Origin of the sequence: Paenibacillus sp. R14(2021) (genome assembly GCF_019431355.1) — a bacterium.
GTDB lineage: Bacteria > Bacillota > Bacilli > Paenibacillales > Paenibacillaceae > Paenibacillus_Z.
Genome location: NZ_CP080269.1, coordinates 4674737 through 4696035, shown reverse-complemented (window position 1 = coordinate 4696035; position 21299 = coordinate 4674737). Strand labels below are relative to the sequence as shown.

Annotated in this window: 15 protein-coding genes; 4 read left to right on the top strand and 11 right to left on the bottom strand. The window is 50.9% G+C overall.

Features of this window, described 5'->3' with window-relative positions; translation table 11 throughout:
• Positions 1–8: 8 nt before the first annotated feature.
• Entirely contained in the window at positions 9–707 is a 699-nt protein-coding gene (locus tag KXU80_RS21895) for an ABC transporter ATP-binding protein (RefSeq protein WP_258171099.1), read from the bottom strand.
• Positions 708–762: 55 nt separating this feature from the next.
• Complete coding sequence (locus KXU80_RS21890; protein ID WP_219835279.1) at positions 763–1536, bottom strand: ABC transporter permease; 774 nt, start codon at positions 1534–1536, stop codon at positions 763–765.
• A gap of 299 nt (positions 1537–1835) precedes the next feature.
• Between KXU80_RS21890 and KXU80_RS21885 the strand changes: the two genes are divergently transcribed.
• Positions 1836–4274, top strand: coding sequence for an O-antigen ligase family protein (locus KXU80_RS21885; protein ID WP_219835277.1), 2439 nt, complete (start codon positions 1836–1838; stop codon positions 4272–4274).
• A gap of 133 nt (positions 4275–4407) precedes the next feature.
• Positions 4408–5946 (top strand): S-layer homology domain-containing protein, encoded by a 1539-nt coding sequence (locus KXU80_RS21880; protein ID WP_219835276.1) that lies wholly within the window; start codon positions 4408–4410, stop codon positions 5944–5946.
• Between the two features lie 73 nt (positions 5947–6019).
• Here the strand turns inward: KXU80_RS21880 and rfbD are convergent, their stop codons facing one another.
• A complete protein-coding gene (rfbD, locus tag KXU80_RS21875) occupies positions 6020–6883 on the bottom strand; it encodes a dTDP-4-dehydrorhamnose reductase (protein ID WP_258171098.1) in 864 nt (287 codons plus the stop codon).
• Between the two features lie 393 nt (positions 6884–7276).
• Here rfbD and KXU80_RS21870 point away from each other — a divergent pair, with 393 nt between their 5' ends.
• On the top strand, positions 7277–7888 hold the full coding sequence (locus KXU80_RS21870; protein WP_219835275.1) for a superoxide dismutase: 612 nt from the start codon (positions 7277–7279) through the stop codon (positions 7886–7888).
• A 195-nt stretch (positions 7889–8083) separates the two neighbouring features.
• Here the strand turns inward: KXU80_RS21870 and KXU80_RS21865 are convergent, their stop codons facing one another.
• The 6 genes from KXU80_RS21865 to KXU80_RS21840 all read right to left on the bottom strand — a co-directional run bounded on the left by KXU80_RS21865 (position 8084) and on the right by KXU80_RS21840 (position 17869).
• On the bottom strand, positions 8084–11152 hold the full coding sequence (locus tag KXU80_RS21865) for a beta-galactosidase, LacZ type (protein WP_258171097.1): 3069 nt from the start codon (positions 11150–11152) through the stop codon (positions 8084–8086).
• A gap of 55 nt (positions 11153–11207) precedes the next feature.
• Positions 11208–12026 carry a carbohydrate ABC transporter permease gene (locus KXU80_RS21860; protein WP_219835273.1) on the bottom strand — a complete coding sequence of 273 codons (819 nt, stop codon included), beginning with the start codon at positions 12024–12026 and terminating at the stop codon, positions 11208–11210.
• Positions 12019–12894 carry a carbohydrate ABC transporter permease gene (locus KXU80_RS21855; RefSeq protein WP_219839160.1) on the bottom strand — a complete coding sequence of 292 codons (876 nt, stop codon included), beginning with the start codon at positions 12892–12894 and terminating at the stop codon, positions 12019–12021. Before KXU80_RS21855 ends, KXU80_RS21860 begins: the two co-directional genes overlap by 8 nt.
• 148 nt (positions 12895–13042) lie before the next feature.
• Positions 13043–14350, bottom strand: coding sequence for an ABC transporter substrate-binding protein (locus KXU80_RS21850; protein ID WP_219835272.1), 1308 nt, complete (start codon positions 14348–14350; stop codon positions 13043–13045).
• 155 nt (positions 14351–14505) lie between these two features.
• Positions 14506–16287: a cache domain-containing sensor histidine kinase gene (locus KXU80_RS21845; RefSeq protein WP_219835270.1), complete on the bottom strand. Its 1782-nt coding sequence runs from the start codon at positions 16285–16287 to the stop codon at positions 14506–14508.
• Between the two features lie 13 nt (positions 16288–16300).
• Complete coding sequence (locus KXU80_RS21840) at positions 16301–17869, bottom strand: response regulator transcription factor (RefSeq protein WP_219835268.1); 1569 nt, start codon at positions 17867–17869, stop codon at positions 16301–16303.
• A gap of 297 nt (positions 17870–18166) precedes the next feature.
• On the opposite strand from KXU80_RS21840, the gene KXU80_RS21835 reads away from it, so the two are divergent.
• Positions 18167–19054, top strand: a complete 888-nt coding sequence (locus tag KXU80_RS21835) for a hypothetical protein (RefSeq protein ID WP_219835267.1) — start codon at positions 18167–18169, stop codon at positions 19052–19054.
• Positions 19055–19377: 323 nt separating this feature from the next.
• On the opposite strand, the gene KXU80_RS21830 is transcribed toward KXU80_RS21835, so the two are convergent.
• Together KXU80_RS21830 and galU are read right to left on the bottom strand one after the other, a co-directional pair.
• Positions 19378–20349 carry a DUF8832 domain-containing protein gene (locus KXU80_RS21830; protein ID WP_219835266.1) on the bottom strand — a complete coding sequence of 324 codons (972 nt, stop codon included), beginning with the start codon at positions 20347–20349 and terminating at the stop codon, positions 19378–19380.
• Positions 20350–20382: 33 nt separating this feature from the next.
• Entirely contained in the window at positions 20383–21258 is an 876-nt protein-coding gene (gene galU / locus KXU80_RS21825) for a UTP--glucose-1-phosphate uridylyltransferase GalU (RefSeq protein WP_219835264.1), read from the bottom strand.
• Between the last annotated feature and the right edge of the window lie 41 nt (positions 21259–21299).

Sequence of the window (21299 nt, the reverse complement as noted above, 5' to 3'; positions counted from 1 at the left end):
TGTTCATATCAGACGCTATTTTTAAACTTCCTGCAGACTTCTCCGGACGGACCGATCTCTCTCACACGACCGCTTTCGAGCCACATCGTCTGGCTGCACAGCTTCTCCACTTGTCCGAGCGAATGCGATACGAAGAGAACCGTTGTTCCTGCATCTAGCATCGCTTTGATCTTCGTTTCGCATTTTTGTTGAAAGTGGACATCTCCTACGGACAGCACTTCATCCACGATTAGAATATCTGGTTTGACAGCGGTTGCGATTGAGAACCCCAGTCTTGCTTTCATGCCGGAGGAATAGTTTTTCAGCGGCGTATGTAAAAACTCGTTCAATTCCGAGAAAGCAATAATATCCTCCAGCTTGCTTTCAATTGTTTTCTTGGAGTACCCAAGGAGCAGGCCGTTCAAGTAAATGTTTTCCATTCCACTTAGATCCCCGTTGAAACCGGCACCCAATTCGATAAGCGGCGCAATGCTGCCTCGTTTGACGACTTGCCCCGTTACAGGCTTCAGGATACCTGCAATAATCTTCAGCAAAGTGCTTTTCCCCGCTCCGTTTCTCCCAATAACACCGAATACTTCACCTTTGGGCACCGAGAAACTTACATCCGATAGAGCCGTGAATTCCTTGTAGGTCAACTGCCTTTTCACACGTTTTATGAAATAATGCTTTATGGAATCAACTTTTTCACTTGCAATTCTATATTTCATAGAAATATGATTCACTTCAATTGCGGGTTCCATCTTCATCCCTCAACTTCTACTGTTAGATGTAAAAAATAAACCGATCTTGCTTCTTATAAAACAAAAACAATCCAACAAGAAGATAAAACAGCGCATAGGTGCAACTTAGAAGCAATGAACTTGTATGCAACCCGCCGCCGTCATTCAATAGCGTTCGAAACATATCGAGTATTGGGTACATTGGATTTAGTTCAATAAACATTAAATACTTATGGGGAATAATACTCTCCGGATAAAAAATAGGGGTCATATACATAAGCACAGCCATGAAAATAGAATACATATGTTTGAGGTCTCTGAAGAACACCATCAGTACACTTAGAATTAATCCGATGCCGGTGGAAATGATAATCAACAATGCAAGTGGAACAACAATAAGAAAATTAGACAAATGGAAACTAACGCCGGAGATCAGCATGACGATGAAAATCGGAATGAGCGAAACTAAAGAGGTTATCGATGTTGACAGCACTCTGGCAATTGGAAAAAAATATTTGGGTACATAAATCTTCTTTATCAATTGACTGTTATCCACGATGGAATTCATCGCAAAGCTCGTGGAGTCCGAGAAAAAAGAATAGATTAATCTTCCCGTCAGGACATAGAGCGGGAAATGTTCGATGTGGTTTTTAAATACAGCGGAGAAAATAACGGTTAGAACAATCATCATAAGAAGCGGATTCAACAAGCTCCACAGGACGCCAAGATAAGAATGACGATACTTAATCTTAATATCTTTTCGTACGAGTTCGGCTAACAGGTCTTTATATTTAATAAAATTAGCGACATACCGCATTCCTTTAAAACTCCTTAACAATTCATATTTCTCACATATGTTCCCAAAATAAATGTAATTATATCAAATCTTCCTTTTCAATCGCTAGTTTAATAATTGGAAATCACACTTTCCACACATCCTTAGCATGCCAATAATTAATTTAAAATGTATACCGAAACTTTTAATGCATAACTGGCGTTATTAGACTATAATACATACTTGCATTTACATTTTTCTTACATTCCCTATTAATTTGAATACATTCCTTTTTATTGTTCACCTATTTATTCACCTTAAGTCGGCAAAAGGAGTCCATCATGAAGACCAAAAGTAAAGCCAGTAAGCCGCCAACCGATTTTTCCTTGAATAAATGGTCCGGATTAGCGGTTCTGCTTCTCTTTCTATTTGCGTTTCCTTACAGCAAGGGCTTGTTCAACGGCTATATTTTGCAGTACGAAAAACCACTGCTAGAGGCTGAGCTTGTCGTATTTGTTTTATTGTTGTTCAGCTGCGCCTACTTATTTAAAGTTTGGAAACCAGACAATTGGCGAGCCGTCCTGTCTGCAGCGATCTGGCTTATGCCAGTTACGTATATCATTTCTACGTTTCATGCAGCTTCCCAACACTTGGCGGCGTTCACTACATACACGATGTTCTTGTTGGCAGCGCTTTTCAACATATCTTTGTATTACTCCGATTCAAAAAATGCCAGGTTGGCTCTGCAATATGGCATTCTAGTATCGGGGTATGCGGTCGTAATCTACGGACTCGCTAATATGATGGGACAGGCATACCTGCCTGACGCGCTCTGGTACCAACAAAACGTATATCGGTTGACATCTGTATTCCAGTATCCAAATGCTTATGCAGCTTACCTTTCTGCATTATTTTTGATTGGCGTATATTTAATGGCAACAGTAAAGCAGTGGCATTGGCGCTTCATCCATGCATTGATGCTTGTGCCTATCTGGGTTTCTTTCATGCTGACCCTCTCGCGGGGAGCACTCGTTATCGTCCCTCTTCTTGTTTTGCTGATCATCCCGTTTCTTAAACTGAAGAACCAGCTCCTGTTCCTTCTTCATTCTCTGATAGCGGTAATTATTAGCTTTGCCATTCTCGGTAAAATTTCGACGGTACTCGATAAAGTCGGACATTTGGTCATCCCAGATGAGGGCTCCCCCCCTCATCTCATTTCTCCATGGACTGCGCCTGCGCTTTCCGGCTGGCTGTGGATTCTTGCGGCAAGCTGGATTACCGCAGCAATAATTACATGGGTTCACCGCCTTCTTGATCCATGGCTGGAACTTCGGCTATCCAGATTATCGAAATTAAAATGGTCGTTCGCCGCGGTACCGCTACTCATCATTGCGGTCACTGTGATCGGCGTTACAGCGCTGCTTTCAAGCAGCGCATTCAGATCGATTCTTCCCGATGAAATAGCAAATCGATTGGAAACGATTAATTTCAATCAACATAGCGTATTGGAACGCAAAACCTTTTTCGATGATGCCATGAAAATCTCTGCTGACTATCCGCTGTTTGGAGCAGGAGGCGGAGGGTGGAGAGCACTGTACGAGCAGTACCAACATAATCCTTACACCAGCCTGCAGGCTCACAGTTATATCTTTCAAACGCTTGTCGAAGTAGGCTGGTTCGGACTTCTGCTCATTTTGGGAATCATCTTGCTTGTCTACTGGATCTATATCCGCAATTTCTTTCGAGATTCCGACGAGCAAAAAAGCCATTTTATTTTTTACATTGCGGCTACGTCGATACTCGTCCACAGTTTCATAGATTTTGATATGAGCTTCATCTACCTGGCAGCTATCGTATTCATATCGCTCGGCGCCATGGTTTCCGTATATAGTCAGCCATTTAAACTTGAACCTTTAAATAAATTATCTTCTGCTTCTTGGAGATTCATTTACCCTTCTATTCTAGCAGCCCTTTCAATCGTTCTGTTGTATGAAACGTACTTTGCTTACAAAGCGAATAATGATTTTCGCGATGCGTTAAACTTGGCCGAGAATAACAAAGCTACATTAACGGAGTTACTACCTGTCCTTGACAAGGCGATCGCCGCCTCACCATCCAATCCAGATTATGTACTCCGCAAATTTTATTGGCTGGGAGAGGCTTACGACCAAACCCAAGACAAGAAGTATTTGGATGTTATGAAGCCGCTCATTTATAACCTGGCCGAGAAAGAGCCGCATAACCGCGACGTTGTAATGTCTTTATATAAACTTAATAAAATTGAAGCTAGTGCCGATAATATACTATCCACACTTGAACATGGACTTGTCATGTATCCGTGGGATATCCATTTCTATGAGACGACCATTATGGAATACTACTTGGCGGGTAAACAAGCAAAAGAAGCAGATCATCCTTCCAACGCTCCCAATTGGTCTCGCGCCATTGAACTGTATAACACGGTATTGGATCGCCAGAAGCAGTTAAAATCACTGCCGAAGGGGCAGCTCCAGGGAAGATCGTTCAATCTGACTGCTCTCTTGCGCCTTGGTGTAGGAAAGATCTATTACGATCAGCGGCAGTACAAGGCGGCAGCTGCCATGCTCAAACCGACAACAAGAGAAGACATGCAAGATTCTGTCGTTCGTGAAGCGTCCAGCTATTACTTAGATGCGCTCGACGCCCTCGGTAAACAGGACATCAATCTTAAAGAAAAACTATTAAAAACCGATAAGAAACAAGAAGCCTTTCTAAATCATTTAAAACGACAAAGAGTATAAGTATTTTCATCTGTAAAAACTTTATAAAATTACAATTTTTGACCTTTATCTATCTTTTTCATTCGTTTATAATGGGAATCTGATATGTTAACCATTCCTTTACATTTCCCAATGAGAGGAGGTGAAAAAGAAAATGAAAAAACTTCTGATGAACAAAACCGCGGCAGTTATCGTTTTTGCAATGATTGTTTCCGTATTTACGCCGATTATCGCTTTCGCTGCTTCATTCGTGAATGTATCGAATAATGGTAATGTCGTAACTGGATCAATTACGTTGACTGATGCTGAGTACACCTTATTGTCGGATCAGAGTAAAGTAGCAGTTAGCGTATACGGTAAAAATGGTGACGTTTCTACTGTTTATGCTACATATGATGCAAGTGTTGGACATGGTACTTTCAAGTTCACTCACACCATTACTCAGGATACTTATTTCTACTATCCTCTTGATCCTACAAAGAAAACTCAGTATTTCACGTACACGGCTCCAGTATTTGGCGGTGGTGGATTTTTCCTTCCAGAACCAATCAATGCTGACGGAACTGTAAACCGCGATGCTCTACTTGCTGCTCTGAAGGCAAGCGACAATACGGTGGTTTCTTCGAAATCAGACGTTGTGTTTCTGCCTGCAGATATTCTTATCCAAGGTAAGTCCCTGACCATCGTTTTGGAAAATGGTACTTCCTACACACTGCCAATCGCTGCGTTGAAACTTGAAGAACTCGCTAAATCCCTTGGGGTTGAGCTGAAGGACCTTGTGATTCGCGTTGAATTGAAACAAGTAACTGGCGACACTGCAACTAAAATTACAGACGCTGTTACAAAAGCAGGCGGTAAAGAGCTTGCAACTGCTGTTGACTTCAAAGTTATCGCAGTTGCAAACGGCAAAGAGCAAGTAATCGACTCTTTCAACCAGTACGTATCGCGTACAATTGTGCTGAAAGAAGCTGCTGCCTCTAATGACAATCTAGTAGGCGTTGTGTTCGATCCAGCTACGGGTAAGTTGTCCTATGTGCCAGCTACATTCGTAACTAAAGACGGCAAAACGGTTTCTACATTGAAACGTAACGGTAACAGCATCTATACTGTCATCCAAACGAAAGCAGTATCCTTCACGGATCTTGCTGGAAACTGGGCACAGAAAGATGTTGAGGCTCTTGCAGGTAAAATGATCGTTAACGGTACGAGTGCTAACAAATTCGAACCTAAACGCAGCATTACCCGCGCTGAGTTTGCAGCTATGGTCGTTCGCGCACTAGGTCTGGAAGTTTCCGGAACGGCATCCCAATTCAAAGATGTCGCTTCTAACCAATGGTACGCTGCTACAGTCGCTACGGCGGTTAAAGCAGGTCTGATCACGGGGTATGAAGACGGTACATTCAAACCAAATGCGAACATCACTCGTAAAGAACTGTCTGCTATCATTGCTCGCGCAATGAAATTCGCGGGTAAAGATGTCACGCTGACGGATGCGCAAGTATCCACGGCATTGGCAAGCTTTAAAGATGCTAGCAGCCTAGGCTGGGCGAAAGGCGAAGTTGCTGTTGTCGTAAGCGAAGGTATCGTTAAAGGCCAAACTGCTACTACGGTAGTAGGTAACGCTAATGCGAACCGCGCTGAGGCAGCTACAATGATCGCTCGCTTCCTGGGTAACGTTGGATTCTCCAACTAATCCAGTCAGTCCGAAAACCCCTGACCTCATATGAGGTCAGGGGTTTTTATTATTGTTTCGGCACTTTAATGAACTATTCTCGCATGTAAGCCGTCAATGCTGCACGCCAATGTCTGAGGGGAGTTAACCCTTGGCGTTCGATTTCCCCTTGATGCAGAACGGAATACGCCTGCCTAGATGCAGATCCCGGAATACTCGTTTCCGTACATGGTACTAGCAACCGGGTATCGCTTTTATTTTCTTCAAGAATCGCCTGAGCGAATTGATACCTGGAACAAACACCGTTCCCTGCCGCGTGGTATATTCCGTATTTATTCGTTTGCACCAGCGTAATTAAAAATTCCGCTAAGTCCCTTGCATAAGTTGGCCTTCCGAGCTGGTCATTAAAGACCTGGATCTCCTTCCCTGAATTCGCCAGTTTGCAGATATTTTCCACAAAATTGGATCCGTAGCGGCCGTATAACCAAGACGTGCGAACGATGAATGCTTCTGCCCCGTTTAACAGGACCTCCCTCTCCCCGGCCAGCTTGGAATGGCCGTACACCGTTAGCGGCACAGGTACATCGTTTTCTTTGAACGGCCGGCTTGCAGCACCATCAAAAACAAAGCTAGTGCTTACATAGAGAATTTTCACACCGAATTCCCTGGCCGCTTTGACAATATTCCGTGTGCCTTCCGCGTTAATGCGGTACGCTTCTTGGCGTTCTACCTCTGCCTTGTCAACATCGGTAAAGGCCGCGCAATGAATGACAGCTTCAGGTTGATATCGCTTCAAGACCTCACGACAACTTTGCAGGTTTGTTACATCCAGCCCTCCTCGACCAAAGCCGAGAATAGAAACTCCCTTTTGATGCAGTAGAGGCAAATTAACCAGCTCACACCCGAGCTGTCCATTCGCGCCCGTTACGATTATTCGCATTGGCTTTTTTGCATTCATGACCCTTCCAGCTCCTCGCGGGGTATTCGATATGTGAAGCAACCCATATGACTTTCTTGCACGTTTCAAAAAGTATTTATTAGATTAATAGAACTTATAGTTATGAGCATGTAAAAGAATCGATTCTGCATGCTATTTTTGCCTCGAATAGAGTGGCGTTTGGAGATGCATCACGCTTCCATCTTGGTTATTTATGTTTATTCCGGTACCGCACACTTTGCTTCGACCTTGTTCAAGCTGTATGAGAATCCTTGGATTGGTTCATGCTAGAGAAGGTTCAATGTCCACATCCTGTCAAACCGACTTTACAAACATTTATGTTGATTTATTGAGTCGAAAAAGGGATAATGGAATTGAAAATAAACGTTACATATTATAGGAGGTTTTTGACCAATGGCACACCAATTGCCTGCACTGCCTTATGCAAACAACGCGCTTGAGCCGCATATCGATGAAACAACGATGATGATCCACCACGATCGCCATCACAACGCTTACGTAACGAACCTGAATGCCGCGCTGGAGTCCGCTCCCGAGCTGCAAAACAAATCCATTGAGGATTTGATCGCAGACCTGAACAGCGTACCTGAAGCGATCCGCACAGCTGTCCGCAACAACGGCGGCGGCCATGCGAACCACTCCCTGTTCTGGGAAACAATCGGACCAAATGCAGGCGGCGCGCCTACAGGCGCAATCGCCGATGCGATCGCTAACGAACTGGGCGGCTTCGACCAATTCAAAGCAGACTTCGCGAAAGCGGCAGCTACGCGTTTCGGCAGCGGCTGGGCTTGGCTCGCGCTGAGCAAAGACGGCAAATTGAAAGTGTACAGCCTGCCAAACCAAGACAGCCCGATCATGGAAGGCGAAACGCCTCTTCTGGGTCTGGATGTTTGGGAGCATGCTTACTACCTGAACTACCAAAACAAACGTCCTGATTACATCGCGGCGTTCTGGAATGTCGTTAATTGGGCTGAAGTCGGCAAACGTTACGACGCAGCTAAATAAGTTTTCTTCTTCTAAGACCTTCGCGCTTCGGTGCGAAGGTCTTTATTCATGAAACGGCAAAAAGGCTGACGAGAGACGATTCGGAATCGTCCTCTTGTCAGCCTTTTTCCAAAATTTATTCGCTGCCAGTGAGCTGTTGCACAGCTCGCTCTTTACTGTTCTTTCATTGCTTTCTCCGCCCAGCTTAAGCTTACGCTATTCGGATGCGCGATCAACAGCAGACAGCGTAAACGCGAAGCTCATCGTCTGATCGGACGGAATCCGGTATTCCTCGTGCACCGGAGCTCCCCAACTGTCGTCGCCGCCTACGCCCATTTGACGCCCCGCAACGGTCACAACCGTATAGTGAACGTCAGGAAGCTCGTAAGGATGAGCGGCATGTTCCAGCTCGAATGCCGTATACGGCGAGACGGAACATTCCACCGGTGCGGAAGACGCGGCAGATAGCTGCAGCCCAAGTCCTTGGGCATCCGTGATGCGCAAGCGCCGGACGCCGGTCCGATTGCCAGACTCCTGGGGTACGAGGTAAGGGGATGGCAGTTCCTCCACCTTCCGGCTGAAGATACCCAGTCGCGCGCCAAATGCGCGATCGATATAATTCTCCTCGGGTCCCATGGCATACCATTCCGTATCACTGTACTCGGCGGACAGCTTGAAGGACAATGCGACAATCGGTACATCCGGAAGCCCGGCCGCGCCGGAGTAATCCATCCGTACGCGAACGCTTCCGTCCGCATGGACCGTATACGCAATACGGACGCGAAGCGCCTCGCTAATGCTGAAGGCATAATCGAACGCAACTGTCGCCCAATCACCCGCTTCTGATGCCTCCAATACAACGCTGGTGCATTTGCGCGCAAGGCTTGCAGCATACCATGCACCCGCTTCGAAACCGAGGTTCGTGCCTTTGTCATTATCGGTCGTCGCCCGCCAGAATAACGGCATCGGCGGAGCCGCAATCATTTCCCGCCCGCCGTAGCTGAGCGAGACGAGGGAACCGGCTTGCTTCGAGAACAAGACGCTAAAGCCGTTCCCGATCACGCCGATGTTGACATCGCCCTCGACGACGCGTACCGCTCCGGCCGGAGCCACGACAGCTTCCGCGGCCGCGATCTCAAACAGCCCTTCGCCGAAGGCGACCTCATGGCCCGCTTCCGCCCAAGCTTCTGCTTCCTTCAGCACGAATGCTGCATGAATCGCGTACTCACCCGGCGCAACCACAACCTCGGACGGCAATTCAAACGGAACAAAAGCCTCGCTGCCTGCTTCCACTGCCGCTTCGCCGTTCCAGCGGTACACCTCAGCGCCGTCCCGGTACAGATGGACCGACAGCGCCCACTGGTTCGTATTGGCGAACAGATTTTCGTTCACGACCTTCACGCCGGTCCGCTCCGGCTGCAGCTTCACGTTCTGGTACAGGAATTTGACCTCCTGCATCTTCGGCGTGACGCGCCGACCCGCGAACACGATGCCGTTGCCGCAGAAGCTGTAGTCCGTCGGCCGATCGTCGAAATCTCCGCCATAGGCGAAGAATTCCTTCCCGTAACGGTCGCGGGCCATTAGAGATTGGTCCATGTAATCCCAAATGAACCCGCCCTGGTACATCGGATACCGCTGCTCAAGCTCTGTATATTTGTGCATGCCGCCAACCGAGTTGCCCATCGCGTGCATATATTCGCAGCTGATGTACGGCTTCGCCGGGCCGCTCTCCAGATAGGCGATAATATCCGTCGGTTTCGCGTACATGCGGCTCTCCATATCGCTCGTCGCATCGTAGTCGCGATTATGGAACACGCCTTCGTAATGCACAAGCCGGCTTGGATCACGCTCTCGGAAATAATTCGAAGCATCCAAAATCACCTGACCCGCGTACGATTCGTTGCCGCAGGACCAAATGAGGATCGAAGGATGGTTCTTATCGCGCTCGAGCATCGATTGCGCGCGGTCCATGACCGCTCCCCGCCACTCCGGCAGGCTGCCCGGAATGTTCCAGGAAGGCTCGACGGCGCCCATCTTCTGCCAAGAGCCATGCGTTTCGAGATTCATCTCGTCGATGACGTAAAGGCCGTATTCATCGCATAGCTCGTACCACAGCGTCTGGTTCGGATAATGCGACGTGCGGACTGCATTCATGTTGTTTTGCTTAATCGTCTTGATATCCCACAGCATATCCTCTGTCGTAATCGCTCTGCCTCGGCGTACATTGAACTCATGGCGGTTCACGCCCTTGAAGACGATCCGTTTGCCGTTCAGGCACATGAGGCCGCCAAGCATTTCGAAGCGCCGGAAGCCGGCCTTCTGGACGATTGCTTCGACAAGCTCGCCCCGTGCGTCGAAGACGGACAAGCAGACGCTGTACAAATACGGCAGCTCTGCGCTCCATGTCTTCACTTCCCCGGCTTCCGCAGCAAGCGTCAGCCTGCCGTCACGAAAACCGCCTTTCGCAGCGGCAACGACTCGCCCTTCCGTATCCTTGAGCGCCAGTTCCGCGCTGGCCCCTGCATCGCGGCCATCCGTATAGGCAAGCAGCTCCAAGTCGACGTGCAGCGTGCCGGTCGCATAGCTGTCATCGAGCTGCGCACGAACCTGCAGATCCCGAACATGCACATCCGGAACGGTATACAGATAAACGTCGCGGAAGATGCCCGAGAACCGCCAGAAATCCTGATCCTCAAGCCAGCCCCCAGTGCTGCGCTGGAATACTTCGACAGCGAGTTTATTGTCGCCCTCCTGTAAGTAGGGCGTAAGCTCGAATTCCGAAGGTGTGAAGCTGTCTTCGCCATAACCGACGAATTGGCCGTTCAACCACACGTAGAAGGCCGATTCCACGCCCTGAAACGAAATATAGAGCGGTCCGCTCATCGTCTCCGGCATTCGGAACGTCTTCACATAGCTGCCGACTGGATTGCTCGCCTGTGGAATATGGGGCGGCCTAACACCGTCAAGGCCGTCCCAAGGATACATGGTATTGACGTATTGAAGCTGGCCGTAGCCTTGCAGCTGAATATGCCCAGGCACTTGAATGTCAGCCCAGCCGCTGCAATCGAAGTCCTGCTCGTAGAAGCGTTCCGTGCGGCTCGCCGCATTGACCGCGTAGCTGAACTTCCAATTGCCGTTCAGCGAATGGCGCATGCTCATCGGCGCTTGACGCGCTGCTTCCTCCATCGTGCGGTAATAGCGGTGATCGGAATGCGCGTCGAGCCGGTTCACTTGATACACCGTCGGATCGCTGAGCCATCCGATATCGGCTGTTGTTGCTTTCACTTTCCGTTCCTCCTTGGTTGATCAGCCTTTATCTCTAAACGTCTCTATTTTAGTCTTATTTGACCGAGCCTGTCATTCCTGCGACGAAATGTTTCTGCATCAGGAAGAAGACGATGGCGGTCGGAAGCGTAGCGATCAGGATGACAAGCATGTTCACGCCGTAATCCGGGGCGTAGCTTGAGCCCAGGTTGGAGATCAGAAGCGGAATCGTCCGTTTCTCCGGCGACTGCAGCACGACGAGCGGCCACAAATAATTGTTCCAGCTGGACATGAACGTAATGATCGCCGCCGCAGCGTACGATGTTCTCATCGTCGGCACGTAGATGCGGAAGAAGACGCCGAGCTCGTTCAAGCCGTCGATCCGGCCCGCTTCCAGCATGTCCTTCGGAAACATCTTCGTGCTTTGACGGAAGAAGAAAATGAGGAACGCCGTGGTGACCGTCGGCAGAACGACCGCCGACATCGTATCGATCCCGATGACGGGAATAACCTTCGTGATCGTACCGAACATCCGGTACAGCGGCACCATGAGCGCCGCGAACGGAATCATCATCGACAGCAGCAAGATATTGAAGACGATATCCTTCGCTTTGCTGCGGAAAATTTCGAACCCGTAGCCGGCCAGCGAGGCGATCAGCAGCGCAAGAATCGTTGTCGAGATCGATATTTTGGCGGAGTTGAGCAAGGCCGGTCCAAGCGCGATCTGATCGACGATTTTGCTGAAGTTCGCGCCCAGGTTTGACCCTGGCATCAGCGTCCCTTTCGTCACGTCGACCGACTTGTTCGTCGCGCTGACGATCATCCATAGAAATGGGAATATCGAAATAATAGCCGCAAGGCTGAGGAACACATAGGTGAATATCCGTTTAGCCATTTTTTTCACCTGCCAGTTTGAACTGAAGAATAGAGAAGATCACGATCAGAATAACGACGCCGTAAGAGACGGTGGCTGCGTAACCGAAGTCGGGCGTGTATTTGAACGAAAGATTGTAAATGTACTGCGACAGCGTGGTCGTAGAATTGCCCGGCCCGCCCTTCGTAATGTTCACGACTTCGTCGAAGAGCTGCAGCGTACCGATCGTCGACGTGATGGACGTGAATAGGATGATCGGCTTCAGGAGCGGCACCGTGATCTGCCGGAATTGGCGGAACGCAGATGCCCCGTCGATACGCGCCGCTTCGTAAATCGAATTGTCGATGTTTTGCAGTGCAGACAAATAGAAAATCATATTATATCCGGTCCAACGCCAGGTAATGGCGATAATAATCGTAATTTTAGCCCAGAATGGGTCAGTGATCCATTGAATTGGCGCTCCGATCAGGTGCAGCTTCGTCAGCGCCGTGTTGATTAATCCGTCATTGCCGAACAGGTACTTGAAAATAACCGAATACGCGACAAGCGAAGTGACAGCCGGCAGAAAAATAGCCGTACGGAAAAAACCTTTCAGTTTGAGCTTGCTGTCGTTCAACAGCACCGAAATAAACAGGGCAAGCACGATCATGATCGGCACTTGCACGATCAGGAACACGAACGTATTTTTGAGTGCGGTTATAAACGTTTGGTCTTTGAACAGTCGAACGTAGTTGTCTCCTCCGACATAATGAAGATTCGTGCCCGTACCCGTTTGGAACGACAGGTTCAGCGCCTTGATCATCGGATAGAAATAAAACGAACAGATTAGCAGGACAGCCAGCGCAATGAACGACCAGCTGATGGCATTCGTTCTTGCTTTGATATTCATATTTGTTCTCGCTTTGCTCACGGTGGCGACAGCTCCTTTCCATCTCAAGAATCATCATAATGACCTTGGACATGCCTCCGCGGAGGCATCCGATTGACTCGGCGGCTTCACGCGGAACCATGTCCTAAGGTCACTGCTGTCCTCGTTGCTACTTCACTTGCGCGTCGGCTTGGCTCTGTGCGTCTTTGAGCACGTCGTTCAGCGATTTGCCGTTCAGATAGTTTTGAATCTCTACGATGAGAATGTCTTCGATGGCATAGGTGTGCAGACCGTAGTTCACGTTAGGAATTTGCGTCGTCCATTCGGCAAAATCCGAGACGATTTTTTGACCGCCGAAGAATGGGTTCGCCGCCGTGTAAGCTTCGCCGGTAGCTGCCGGCTTGTACGTGCCGATCGCACCTACATCCGTCACCAGCTTCTGGTACAGATCTACATTGGAACCAAGCGTAGCTTGCAGGAACTTCGCCGCTTGTTCTTTGCCTGGCACGTTCAGCACGTACCACGAGCTGCCGCCAAGGCTTGTCGCATGAACAGAGTTCGGCGTTTTGGCCAGCTTAGGCATTGGGGCAATCGCCCATTTGCCGGACTGCGAAGCTTCTGCTGTAATGGAAGGGGTAAACCAGTTGCCCGTCGGAACGGAAGCTACATCGCCTTTGTTGTAGTTAGCGACATATTGGCTCCAATCGGAATGGACTTTAACGATATTGGCTTCCATCAGTTTTTTGTAGTCTTCGAAAGCTTCTTTCATTGCATCGTTGTTTGCGATGTTCGGCGTTTTGCCGTCTTCGTTCAAGTACCATTTACCTGCGGATTGAATCATCATGCGAATAATGCCAAGGTCGTTCGGATCAAGCGAGATCCAGTCTTTTCCCGTTGCCGCTTTGACTTTTTTACCGATTTCGATGTATTGATCCCACGTAATATCCTGCAGATCTGCGATCGTATAGCCTGCTTCTTTCAAATAATCCGTTCTCACATACAAGCCGGCTACGCCAGAGTCGAATGGTACGCCGTAATGCTTGCCGTCCACCGATGTCGGCCCAAGCTTGTAATCCGCGAAGTCCTCGGCTTTGATCGTGCTGCTAAGGTCATAGAACATGTCCGGGTACGCTTGCAGGAAGCTCTGCGCGCGGTAGTCTTCGATCAGCACGATATTCGGCAGGCCTTTCGTTGTGCCTGAGCTCATGCCCGTGTTCAGCTTTTGCACGATATCATTCTGTGCGTTCTCTACGATATCGACCGTCAAATTTGCATCCTGCGCTTTATAAGCGTCTTTAGCGAGGTTCATCGCTTTAATGTTAAAGTTGGGATCCCATGCCCAGACCGTTATTTTGCTGGCTGCATCCCCTGTATTCCCGCCGCCGTTTGTGCCGCTGTTTGCATTATCGTTCGTTTTCGACGAGCACGCCGAAAGTACGATTACGCAAATTACGAGTAGTCCAATCAGTTTCTTCACTTTCATGACCTCCGTTATCTATTTGTTGTAAGCGTTTGCTAACTCACTGCTTTATGATAGCATTCCCCGATTTCAGCTCGTTAGCACGATCTTTACAACGAATTGTCATATTCTTATAAGTTGCGGCGGGAGGCCATTTCGAGTTTGGACAATCTTTAGAAATTAGGATCATTATTAGGTTTCAATAACGGAATTCGAATTCTGACGCGCGTTCCTTTGCCAATCTCGCTCGTAATCGTCACCCCGTACCCTTCGCCGAAGAGCAGCTTGATGCGTTCGTTGACGTTGCGTACACCGATTCCGCTGAACAACTTGTGTTTGCTGATTTTCTTCGGAATTTCACCGCTTAGGTTCATGCCGTCCCCATTATCGACCACTTCGCAGACGAGCGCCGAGCTTTCCTGCGTCACCATGATATGAATATAGCCTTCTGCCTTCTCATTGAACGCATGAAAGAAGGCGTTCTCGATGAAAGGCTGGATCATCAGCTTCGGAATCCGGTATTCCAGACAATTCGGCGCGATAAAATAGCTTACGCGAATCCGCTCACCGTACCGTACCTGATTGATCAGCACGTAGTTTTTCAAATTATCGAGCTCTTGCTGAATCGTGATCATCTCGCTGACGTTGCCGATCGCATTCTGCAGCAGCGAGATCAGCGCGTTGATGGTCTCCGCCGCCTTGTCCTTGCTGCCCTGCTGCACCATGAATTTCACCGAAGCGAGCGTATTGTACAGAAAATGCGGATTGATCTGCTGCTGAAGCGCTTCGAGCTCCGCGTTCCGCTGCTGCTTCTGCGTTTCGACCAGCTTGTCCACATACTCGTTCAGCTCGTCGATCATCGCGTTGAACGCAATGCCGAGCTGCCGCGTCTCGTAGCTGCCGTCGACCTTGACGTGGCGGTCGAACTCGTATTTGGAAATCGTCGAGATTTGCTTCACGAGCCGGGTCAGCGACTTCGTCAGCTTGCGCGATATCAGGAACACGATCAGTACCGTCGCGGCCGCGATCGCCATCACAATGAGCGCAATCCGCCGCGTGTCGGTCAATTGCCCAAGCACGGTCTGCTTATCAATAACGTTCACCATGTACAGGTTCAAGCCGCCGATATACTCTGCCAGCAGCAATTGATCCTTGCCCATGATGGAGGCGTTCTTATAAGCGAGACCTTTATTGTCGATCTCCTCCGCATACTGCAGCAGGTCGGCGGATTGCCTGCCGATCCAATCGCCGCGGTTCGATGACACGATCGTCCCCTGCTTGTCCAGCACGGCGACGTCGTTGCCCACGCTCGTATTGCTGTCGTAGAATCGGGCGAAATACGGCTCGCGCACGGCAAAATACACCATCCCGTACACGTCCCCGCTCCGGTCGACCAGCGCCTTGGAGACGATGATCGCCGGCGGCAGCCCGGGGATCCCTGACTTGTCGGCATCATCATACGAGTAAATGAGCTTGCGCGGCTCTGCCAGCGAGCGTTTCGTGATAGGATGATCGGCTAGGGCGCTGTCTGGCACCGGCCAGTACGAACGGTCCGTGGAATATCGCCTTCCGTTCATGCCCGTGACCGTAATGCCGATTTCGTACGCGTCCACGCTGGAGCGGAATCGATTCATTTGCTGCCCCATCTGGTAGAACGCATTGTACATGTTCGCTGAATCCCCGTCGTCTTCGGTAAGAAATTCCCGGATCGACCCGCTTTGGGCGATTTTGTTGGCCGTGATGATAATCGAATAGTTGAAGGAGTCCAGGCTGCTCTGAATTTGCCCGATCACTTTGGAATTCGTAATGCTGAACGTCTCCATGAACACGCGGCTGGAAATGTTAATCGTGGTCCACGTCGTCGTGAACGACACCGCCACGATGCCTGCCGCCATGACGATGAACAATTTCACGAACAAGCCGTTATATTTAAACCGATCCAATACGTTTCTCATGTCCATCACTCGCTCATCTCATGGTTTGCTGCCGGTAGCGGCTTGGCGATAAGCCGGTGTGCTTCTTAAACACTTTGCAAAAATAGCTGTGATCGGAATAGCCAACCATGCCGCTGATTTCCGAAATCGAGGTTTCGCCGGCCCGCAGCAGCTCCTCGGCCTTCTCCAGCCGAACGCGGTGCAGGTAGTCGACGAACCCTTCATTATGATGCGAGGAAAAGTAGCTCGACAGATACGAAGGGTTGAAATGAAAATGCTTGGCCATCTCCGTTAAATTCAGCGGCTCGGCATAATGCGCCTGAATATAATCGAGCAGCCGCTTCATATTGGCGTTGCCGGCCAGCTCGGACTTGTCCGCGATGCATTGCCTCGCCTCCGCCACGAACGCATTCAGCAGTTCCGCCGCCGCGACGGCGTTCCGGGATTCTTCGATTGCTTTGAAATAATCGTATTTCTTGCTCTCGAGCGTCGCGATGTCGTATCCCATATTACCAAGCAGCACGGTAATGTTGAACATCAGGTTGTTAAGAAACGACTTGTACGCGAACACGTCCGTCGTGTAATCCGCCTTATACGACTCCATATAGTCGCGCAAATAACCGAATGCCGCATCGAATCGCTCCCGTTTGAACGCCTCGGTAAATCGGTTTAGATCAAACGGCTCCGGGGCCTGCGGCGGCTCTGGAAGCTCGTTGTACACAAGCAGCTTCTTGCGGGGGAAATAGAACGCGTAATCCATTAATTTCAGCAGGCTTTTTTTGTAAACCGGCTCCAGGCGCGTTAATTCCGAGAAGGGCTCGCTGACGATGACCGCCGCTTCCATATCCGGCCGACCAAGCGCGTCCGCCATCGTTCTGGCCCAGAACGGCATCAAGCTTAGAATTGGGTAGTCCAGATTGAACAGCACCACAATCATGGCGGTGTCCGTTGTAAGGCTATGGTAGACAAACTGATGGGCGTACTGCACCTGCTTGTCGAGTTCTTCCGTCATCCGCTGGCGTATATCACCGATCTCCTGCTTCGTTACCGTTCTTCCACGCAAATCCAAGCCAAGCAGACAAAACATACGGTGAGGGAAAGCTTCCGCCAGCTCAGCGCCGGCATGCGTATCCTCGATTCCGTAGCCGGACAGCAGCTTCTCGAGCACGTTCTTCACCGATGGGCCATGCTTGCCCCCGCCCCCGCCGGCTTGCAGCGAAGGAATGGTCTCGGCTACCGACTTCAGGGCGCTCAGCAGATGTCCGGTGTCGAGCTTCGGCTTCAGAATATAATCGCGGACGCCGCTTTGAAAGGTCGAACGTACGTAATCGAAGTCTCCGAAGCTGCTCAGGACAATCACTTCGATCTCCGGATGATGCAGCTTGATTCGGCGCGTCAGCTCTTCGCCGTCCATGACGGGCATCACGAGATCCGTCAGCACGATATGCGGCTGCAGCTCTTCGATGAGCGCCAGCGCTTCTTTTCCATTCGACGCCTCCCCGATAATCTGGAAGCCTTCCTGTTCCCAATTCATGTAATGCTTGATGCCTTGCCTAATCAATGCCTCGTCGTCGACGATCAGCAGCTTGCAGTAAATCGACAATTCCTGTCCCCCTCATCCAGCCGAAAATAATAGGTACATTATAACCGAAATCGGGAAAGCGATTTGGCCTTCCTTTAATTTCCACGACGGTGGTCATACAAGCTAAATGCCGGGCATGAAGGATGATGTGGCTGATATTCATATTCCATTGCAGTACCCTTCCGCCTTTTCATATCTATAGCGAAAATATGCACAGTTTGTATTGACGTTTGGAAAATGGAACACCGGATAGGCTTATGCCGCATACACTAAACCGAGATATTCACCCATCCTTGCTACGGAAAAGGAGATCAATGCATGAGCAATCATTATACGTACATTCCCGGCGCGCCCGCCGGTTATTATGACCGGAAGGCGGACTGCGGCTGCCAAGGGCCCCGGGGGATGTTTCCTGGCGGACCGGGCGGGCCTGGTGGACCCGGCGGAGGTCCCGGCGGACCCGGCGGAGGTCCCGGCGGGCCTGGCGGACCCGGCGGGCCTGGCGGATTCCCTGGCGGGCCTGGCGGACCCGGCGGAGGTCCCGGCGGGCCTGGTGGATTCCCTGGCGGGCCCGGTGGATTCCCTGGCGGTCCCGGCGGATTCCCTGGCGGTCCCGGCGGATTCCCCGGTGGACCCGGTGGATTCCCGGGTGGTCCTGGCGGATTCCCTGGCGGTCCCGGCGGATTCCCTGGCGGTCCCGGCGGCTTTCCGGGCGGACCCGGCGGATTCCCTGGCGGTCCCGGCGGATTCCCTGGCGGTCCCGGCGGATTCCCTGGCGGTCCCGGCGGATTCCCGGGAGGACCCGGCGGATTCCCTGGCGGTCCCGGCGGATTCGTAACGGTCATCATCAATGGCGGACGCTTCTTCCCATGGGTAACCAATTCATATGCGATCAGGCACTTCCCGCGCATGAGCATTGGCCAGGCGCTTGCATTGACAGGCGTTGTTCGCTTCAGCAATAACGGCCGTATCATTTCTGTAAATGGCGTCTTCATCGCAGGTAACGTGGACACGATTCTGCGGCTCAACGGCCGTCCGATTCCGCAGACCTTGCTGTATCTTCCGGTTCATAGAGGCGATGTCGTAGGGCTCCAGCTCGTCGTGACCGGTCCGCGCGGAGAGGAAGAGTATGCTCCGCTGCTCGCCGAGCAAGTCGAGAACAATTTCGAACAACTGCAGCGCCTTGAGGAAGAAGAGCAGCAATAAATAAGAAAGTCCGCAGCCATCCCGCTGCGGACTTTCTTGATTTGCTATGAATGAGTGCTCCGCCGCGTGCGCATCCACATTTCCGACTGCGATCACCGTGCCTGCAACGAGTCCCGGGAAGCCATGTCTGCTGTAAGCTCACGTGCCGCCAACTTCAACTTATACGTACATAAAGCACCTCTTCCCGCATCATCGGGGAACAATTCGCACGTTTGCCGTGGCACGAAGGCGCATCTGCCGAAAACAACGTGTTAACTGCAGCATAAAAAAGCCGTTCACAGGGCATCTCCACCCTGCAAACGGCTTGCAGCATCAGCTTCTATTCATTTTTGCCGTTCTGTTACTTGAATGACGAAAGGAACGGTGGCCACGCGGTTGTTTCGCTGAAACTGCCCCCATATCTTATACAATCCAGGCTTCGGAAATACGGCACGGAACTGGGCGATCGGCCCGTGCTCCGCCTCCCCCATAGCGTGAACATGCAAGTATTGACGAGCCTCGGCATCCATAATCACGACATGGCCGACCGAGCCCAGATAAGGCTGTAAGTCGCTTACCGGCTCCCCGCTGCCGCTGTCGGCAAAGGAAAACTGAAGCGTAGCCGCCTCGCCCGACCGCGGCTCCGATTCGAAAGACAAGCTGATCTTCATGCCCTCGGAAACCTGCACCAGCTTCTTATCGACGACCAGCATCGGCTCCGTCTGCGGCGGCTTGACGGCGCCCTTGCTTCCGCCTACCTGCACCCATTTGCTCTGCCATTGCTGCTCCCCGCCTTTCGGCTTGAAGTCGGCAATCAGCTTGTACGACCCCGCCGCCGCAAACGTAACCGGCAGCTCGAACACGCCGCGATGCGCAGTCTCTACAGGATGCAAATGCATGAACGTCGACAGTCCGCGGCTGACAATGATCAGATGCAGCTTCTTTTCGTGGCTGATTTGAAGTCCGGCATCCGGCTTCCCCTTTGCATCGGTCAACGTAATGCGAAGCTTCGAAGGCGTACCGGCCTGCGGCTGTCCCGAAGGCCAGGCCCATGACGCGCCATCCACTGCGCCTGAACTCGCATCCATCTCCATACCGGACATATCCATATCGCTCATATCCATACCGGGCATATCCTCATGCGCATGGCCGTGAGACTGCAATTGCATTGCGGACGCAGCTTCGTCTCCCGCATCGTTCACAGCCGGACGCGAATATTTGCACCCCGCTGCAACGATGGCCAGCGATAATATAACAGCCGCCGTTAAGGTGAACGCACGCTTCTTCTTGAATTGTACCTGTAGTATCCGCTTCATGGTTCGTTCTATCCTCGCCTTCATCAATTCCAACTAACCGCCGCCGTTTAGCCGCTCTTCCATATATCGGCGCACGTCAGCCGCCAAATCCTCACGTCGCAGCGCAAGATCGATGGTCGCTTGAACGAAGCCCAGCTTATCGCCTACATCGTACCTGCGTCCGTCAAACCGAAAAGCCGTAATCGGCTGGCTCATATTGAGCCGCTGCAGACTATCCGTCAGCTGAATTTCACCGCCCTTGCCCGGCTTGGCTTCCGCCAGCAGCCGGAATATAGCCGGCTCCAGCACATAACGGCCCACGACCGCTAAGTTGGACGGCGCTTCCCCAGGGGACGGTTTCTCGATTAATCCCCGCAGCAGTCCGTTGCCGCCCGGCGCCAGGTCTACAATCCCGTATTTGTGCGTCTGATCCCACGGTACCTCCATCACCGCAACCACTGACGATTGTCGCTCGTGATACATGCGGATCATTTGCGACAGGCAGGGCGGCTCCGATTGCAAAATATCATCGCCAAGCAGCACCGCGAACGGTTCATCCTCCACGAAGCTGCGCGCGCAAAGAACGGCGTGACCAAGCCCCAGCGCCTGGCCCTGACGAATATACACGATTTCCGCTAGATGCGAGATGCGCTGCACAAGCTCCAGCATCTCCTCGCTCTGACGCGCTTCAAGCTCTGCCTCCAGCTCGAAGGACTTATCAAAATGATCTTCGATCGCCCGCTTGTTACGCCCGGTGACGATCATGATGCTTTCAATGCCGGAAGCAGCCGCTTCCTCCACGATATATTGAATGGCCGGTTTATCAATGAGCGGCAGCATTTCCTTCGGCTGCGCCTTCGTTGCCGGAAGAAACCTCGTGCCAAGCCCTCCCGCCGGTATAATAGCCTTGCGAACCCTTTTCGCAGTCATTGCCGTTTTCGCCTTCTCTCTTCTATTCTGTTTTTGCCATT

What these genes read in the sequence shown, in the direction of transcription:
- galU (WP_219835264.1), bottom strand. Translation starts at nt 21,258, where the DNA reads ATGACTGCGAAAAGGGTTCGCAAGGCTATTATACCGGCGGGAGGGCTT.
- KXU80_RS21890 (WP_219835279.1), bottom strand. Translation starts at nt 1,536, where the DNA reads ATGCGGTATGTCGCTAATTTTATTAAATATAAAGACCTGTTAGCCGAA.
- rfbD (WP_258171098.1), bottom strand. Translation starts at nt 6,883, where the DNA reads ATGAATGCAAAAAAGCCAATGCGAATAATCGTAACGGGCGCGAATGGA.
- KXU80_RS21835 (WP_219835267.1), top strand. Translation starts at nt 18,167, where the DNA reads ATGAGCAATCATTATACGTACATTCCCGGCGCGCCCGCCGGTTATTAT.
- KXU80_RS21860 (WP_219835273.1), bottom strand. Translation starts at nt 12,026, where the DNA reads ATGGCTAAACGGATATTCACCTATGTGTTCCTCAGCCTTGCGGCTATT.
- KXU80_RS21855 (WP_219839160.1), bottom strand. Translation starts at nt 12,894, where the DNA reads ATGAATATCAAAGCAAGAACGAATGCCATCAGCTGGTCGTTCATTGCG.
- KXU80_RS21895 (WP_258171099.1), bottom strand. Translation starts at nt 707, where the DNA reads ATGAAATATAGAATTGCAAGTGAAAAAGTTGATTCCATAAAGCATTAT.
- KXU80_RS21845 (WP_219835270.1), bottom strand. Translation starts at nt 16,287, where the DNA reads ATGAGAAACGTATTGGATCGGTTTAAATATAACGGCTTGTTCGTGAAA.
- KXU80_RS21830 (WP_219835266.1), bottom strand. Translation starts at nt 20,349, where the DNA reads ATGAAGCGGATACTACAGGTACAATTCAAGAAGAAGCGTGCGTTCACC.
- KXU80_RS21885 (WP_219835277.1), top strand. Translation starts at nt 1,836, where the DNA reads ATGAAGACCAAAAGTAAAGCCAGTAAGCCGCCAACCGATTTTTCCTTG.
- KXU80_RS21880 (WP_219835276.1), top strand. Translation starts at nt 4,408, where the DNA reads ATGAAAAAACTTCTGATGAACAAAACCGCGGCAGTTATCGTTTTTGCA.
- KXU80_RS21870 (WP_219835275.1), top strand. Translation starts at nt 7,277, where the DNA reads ATGGCACACCAATTGCCTGCACTGCCTTATGCAAACAACGCGCTTGAG.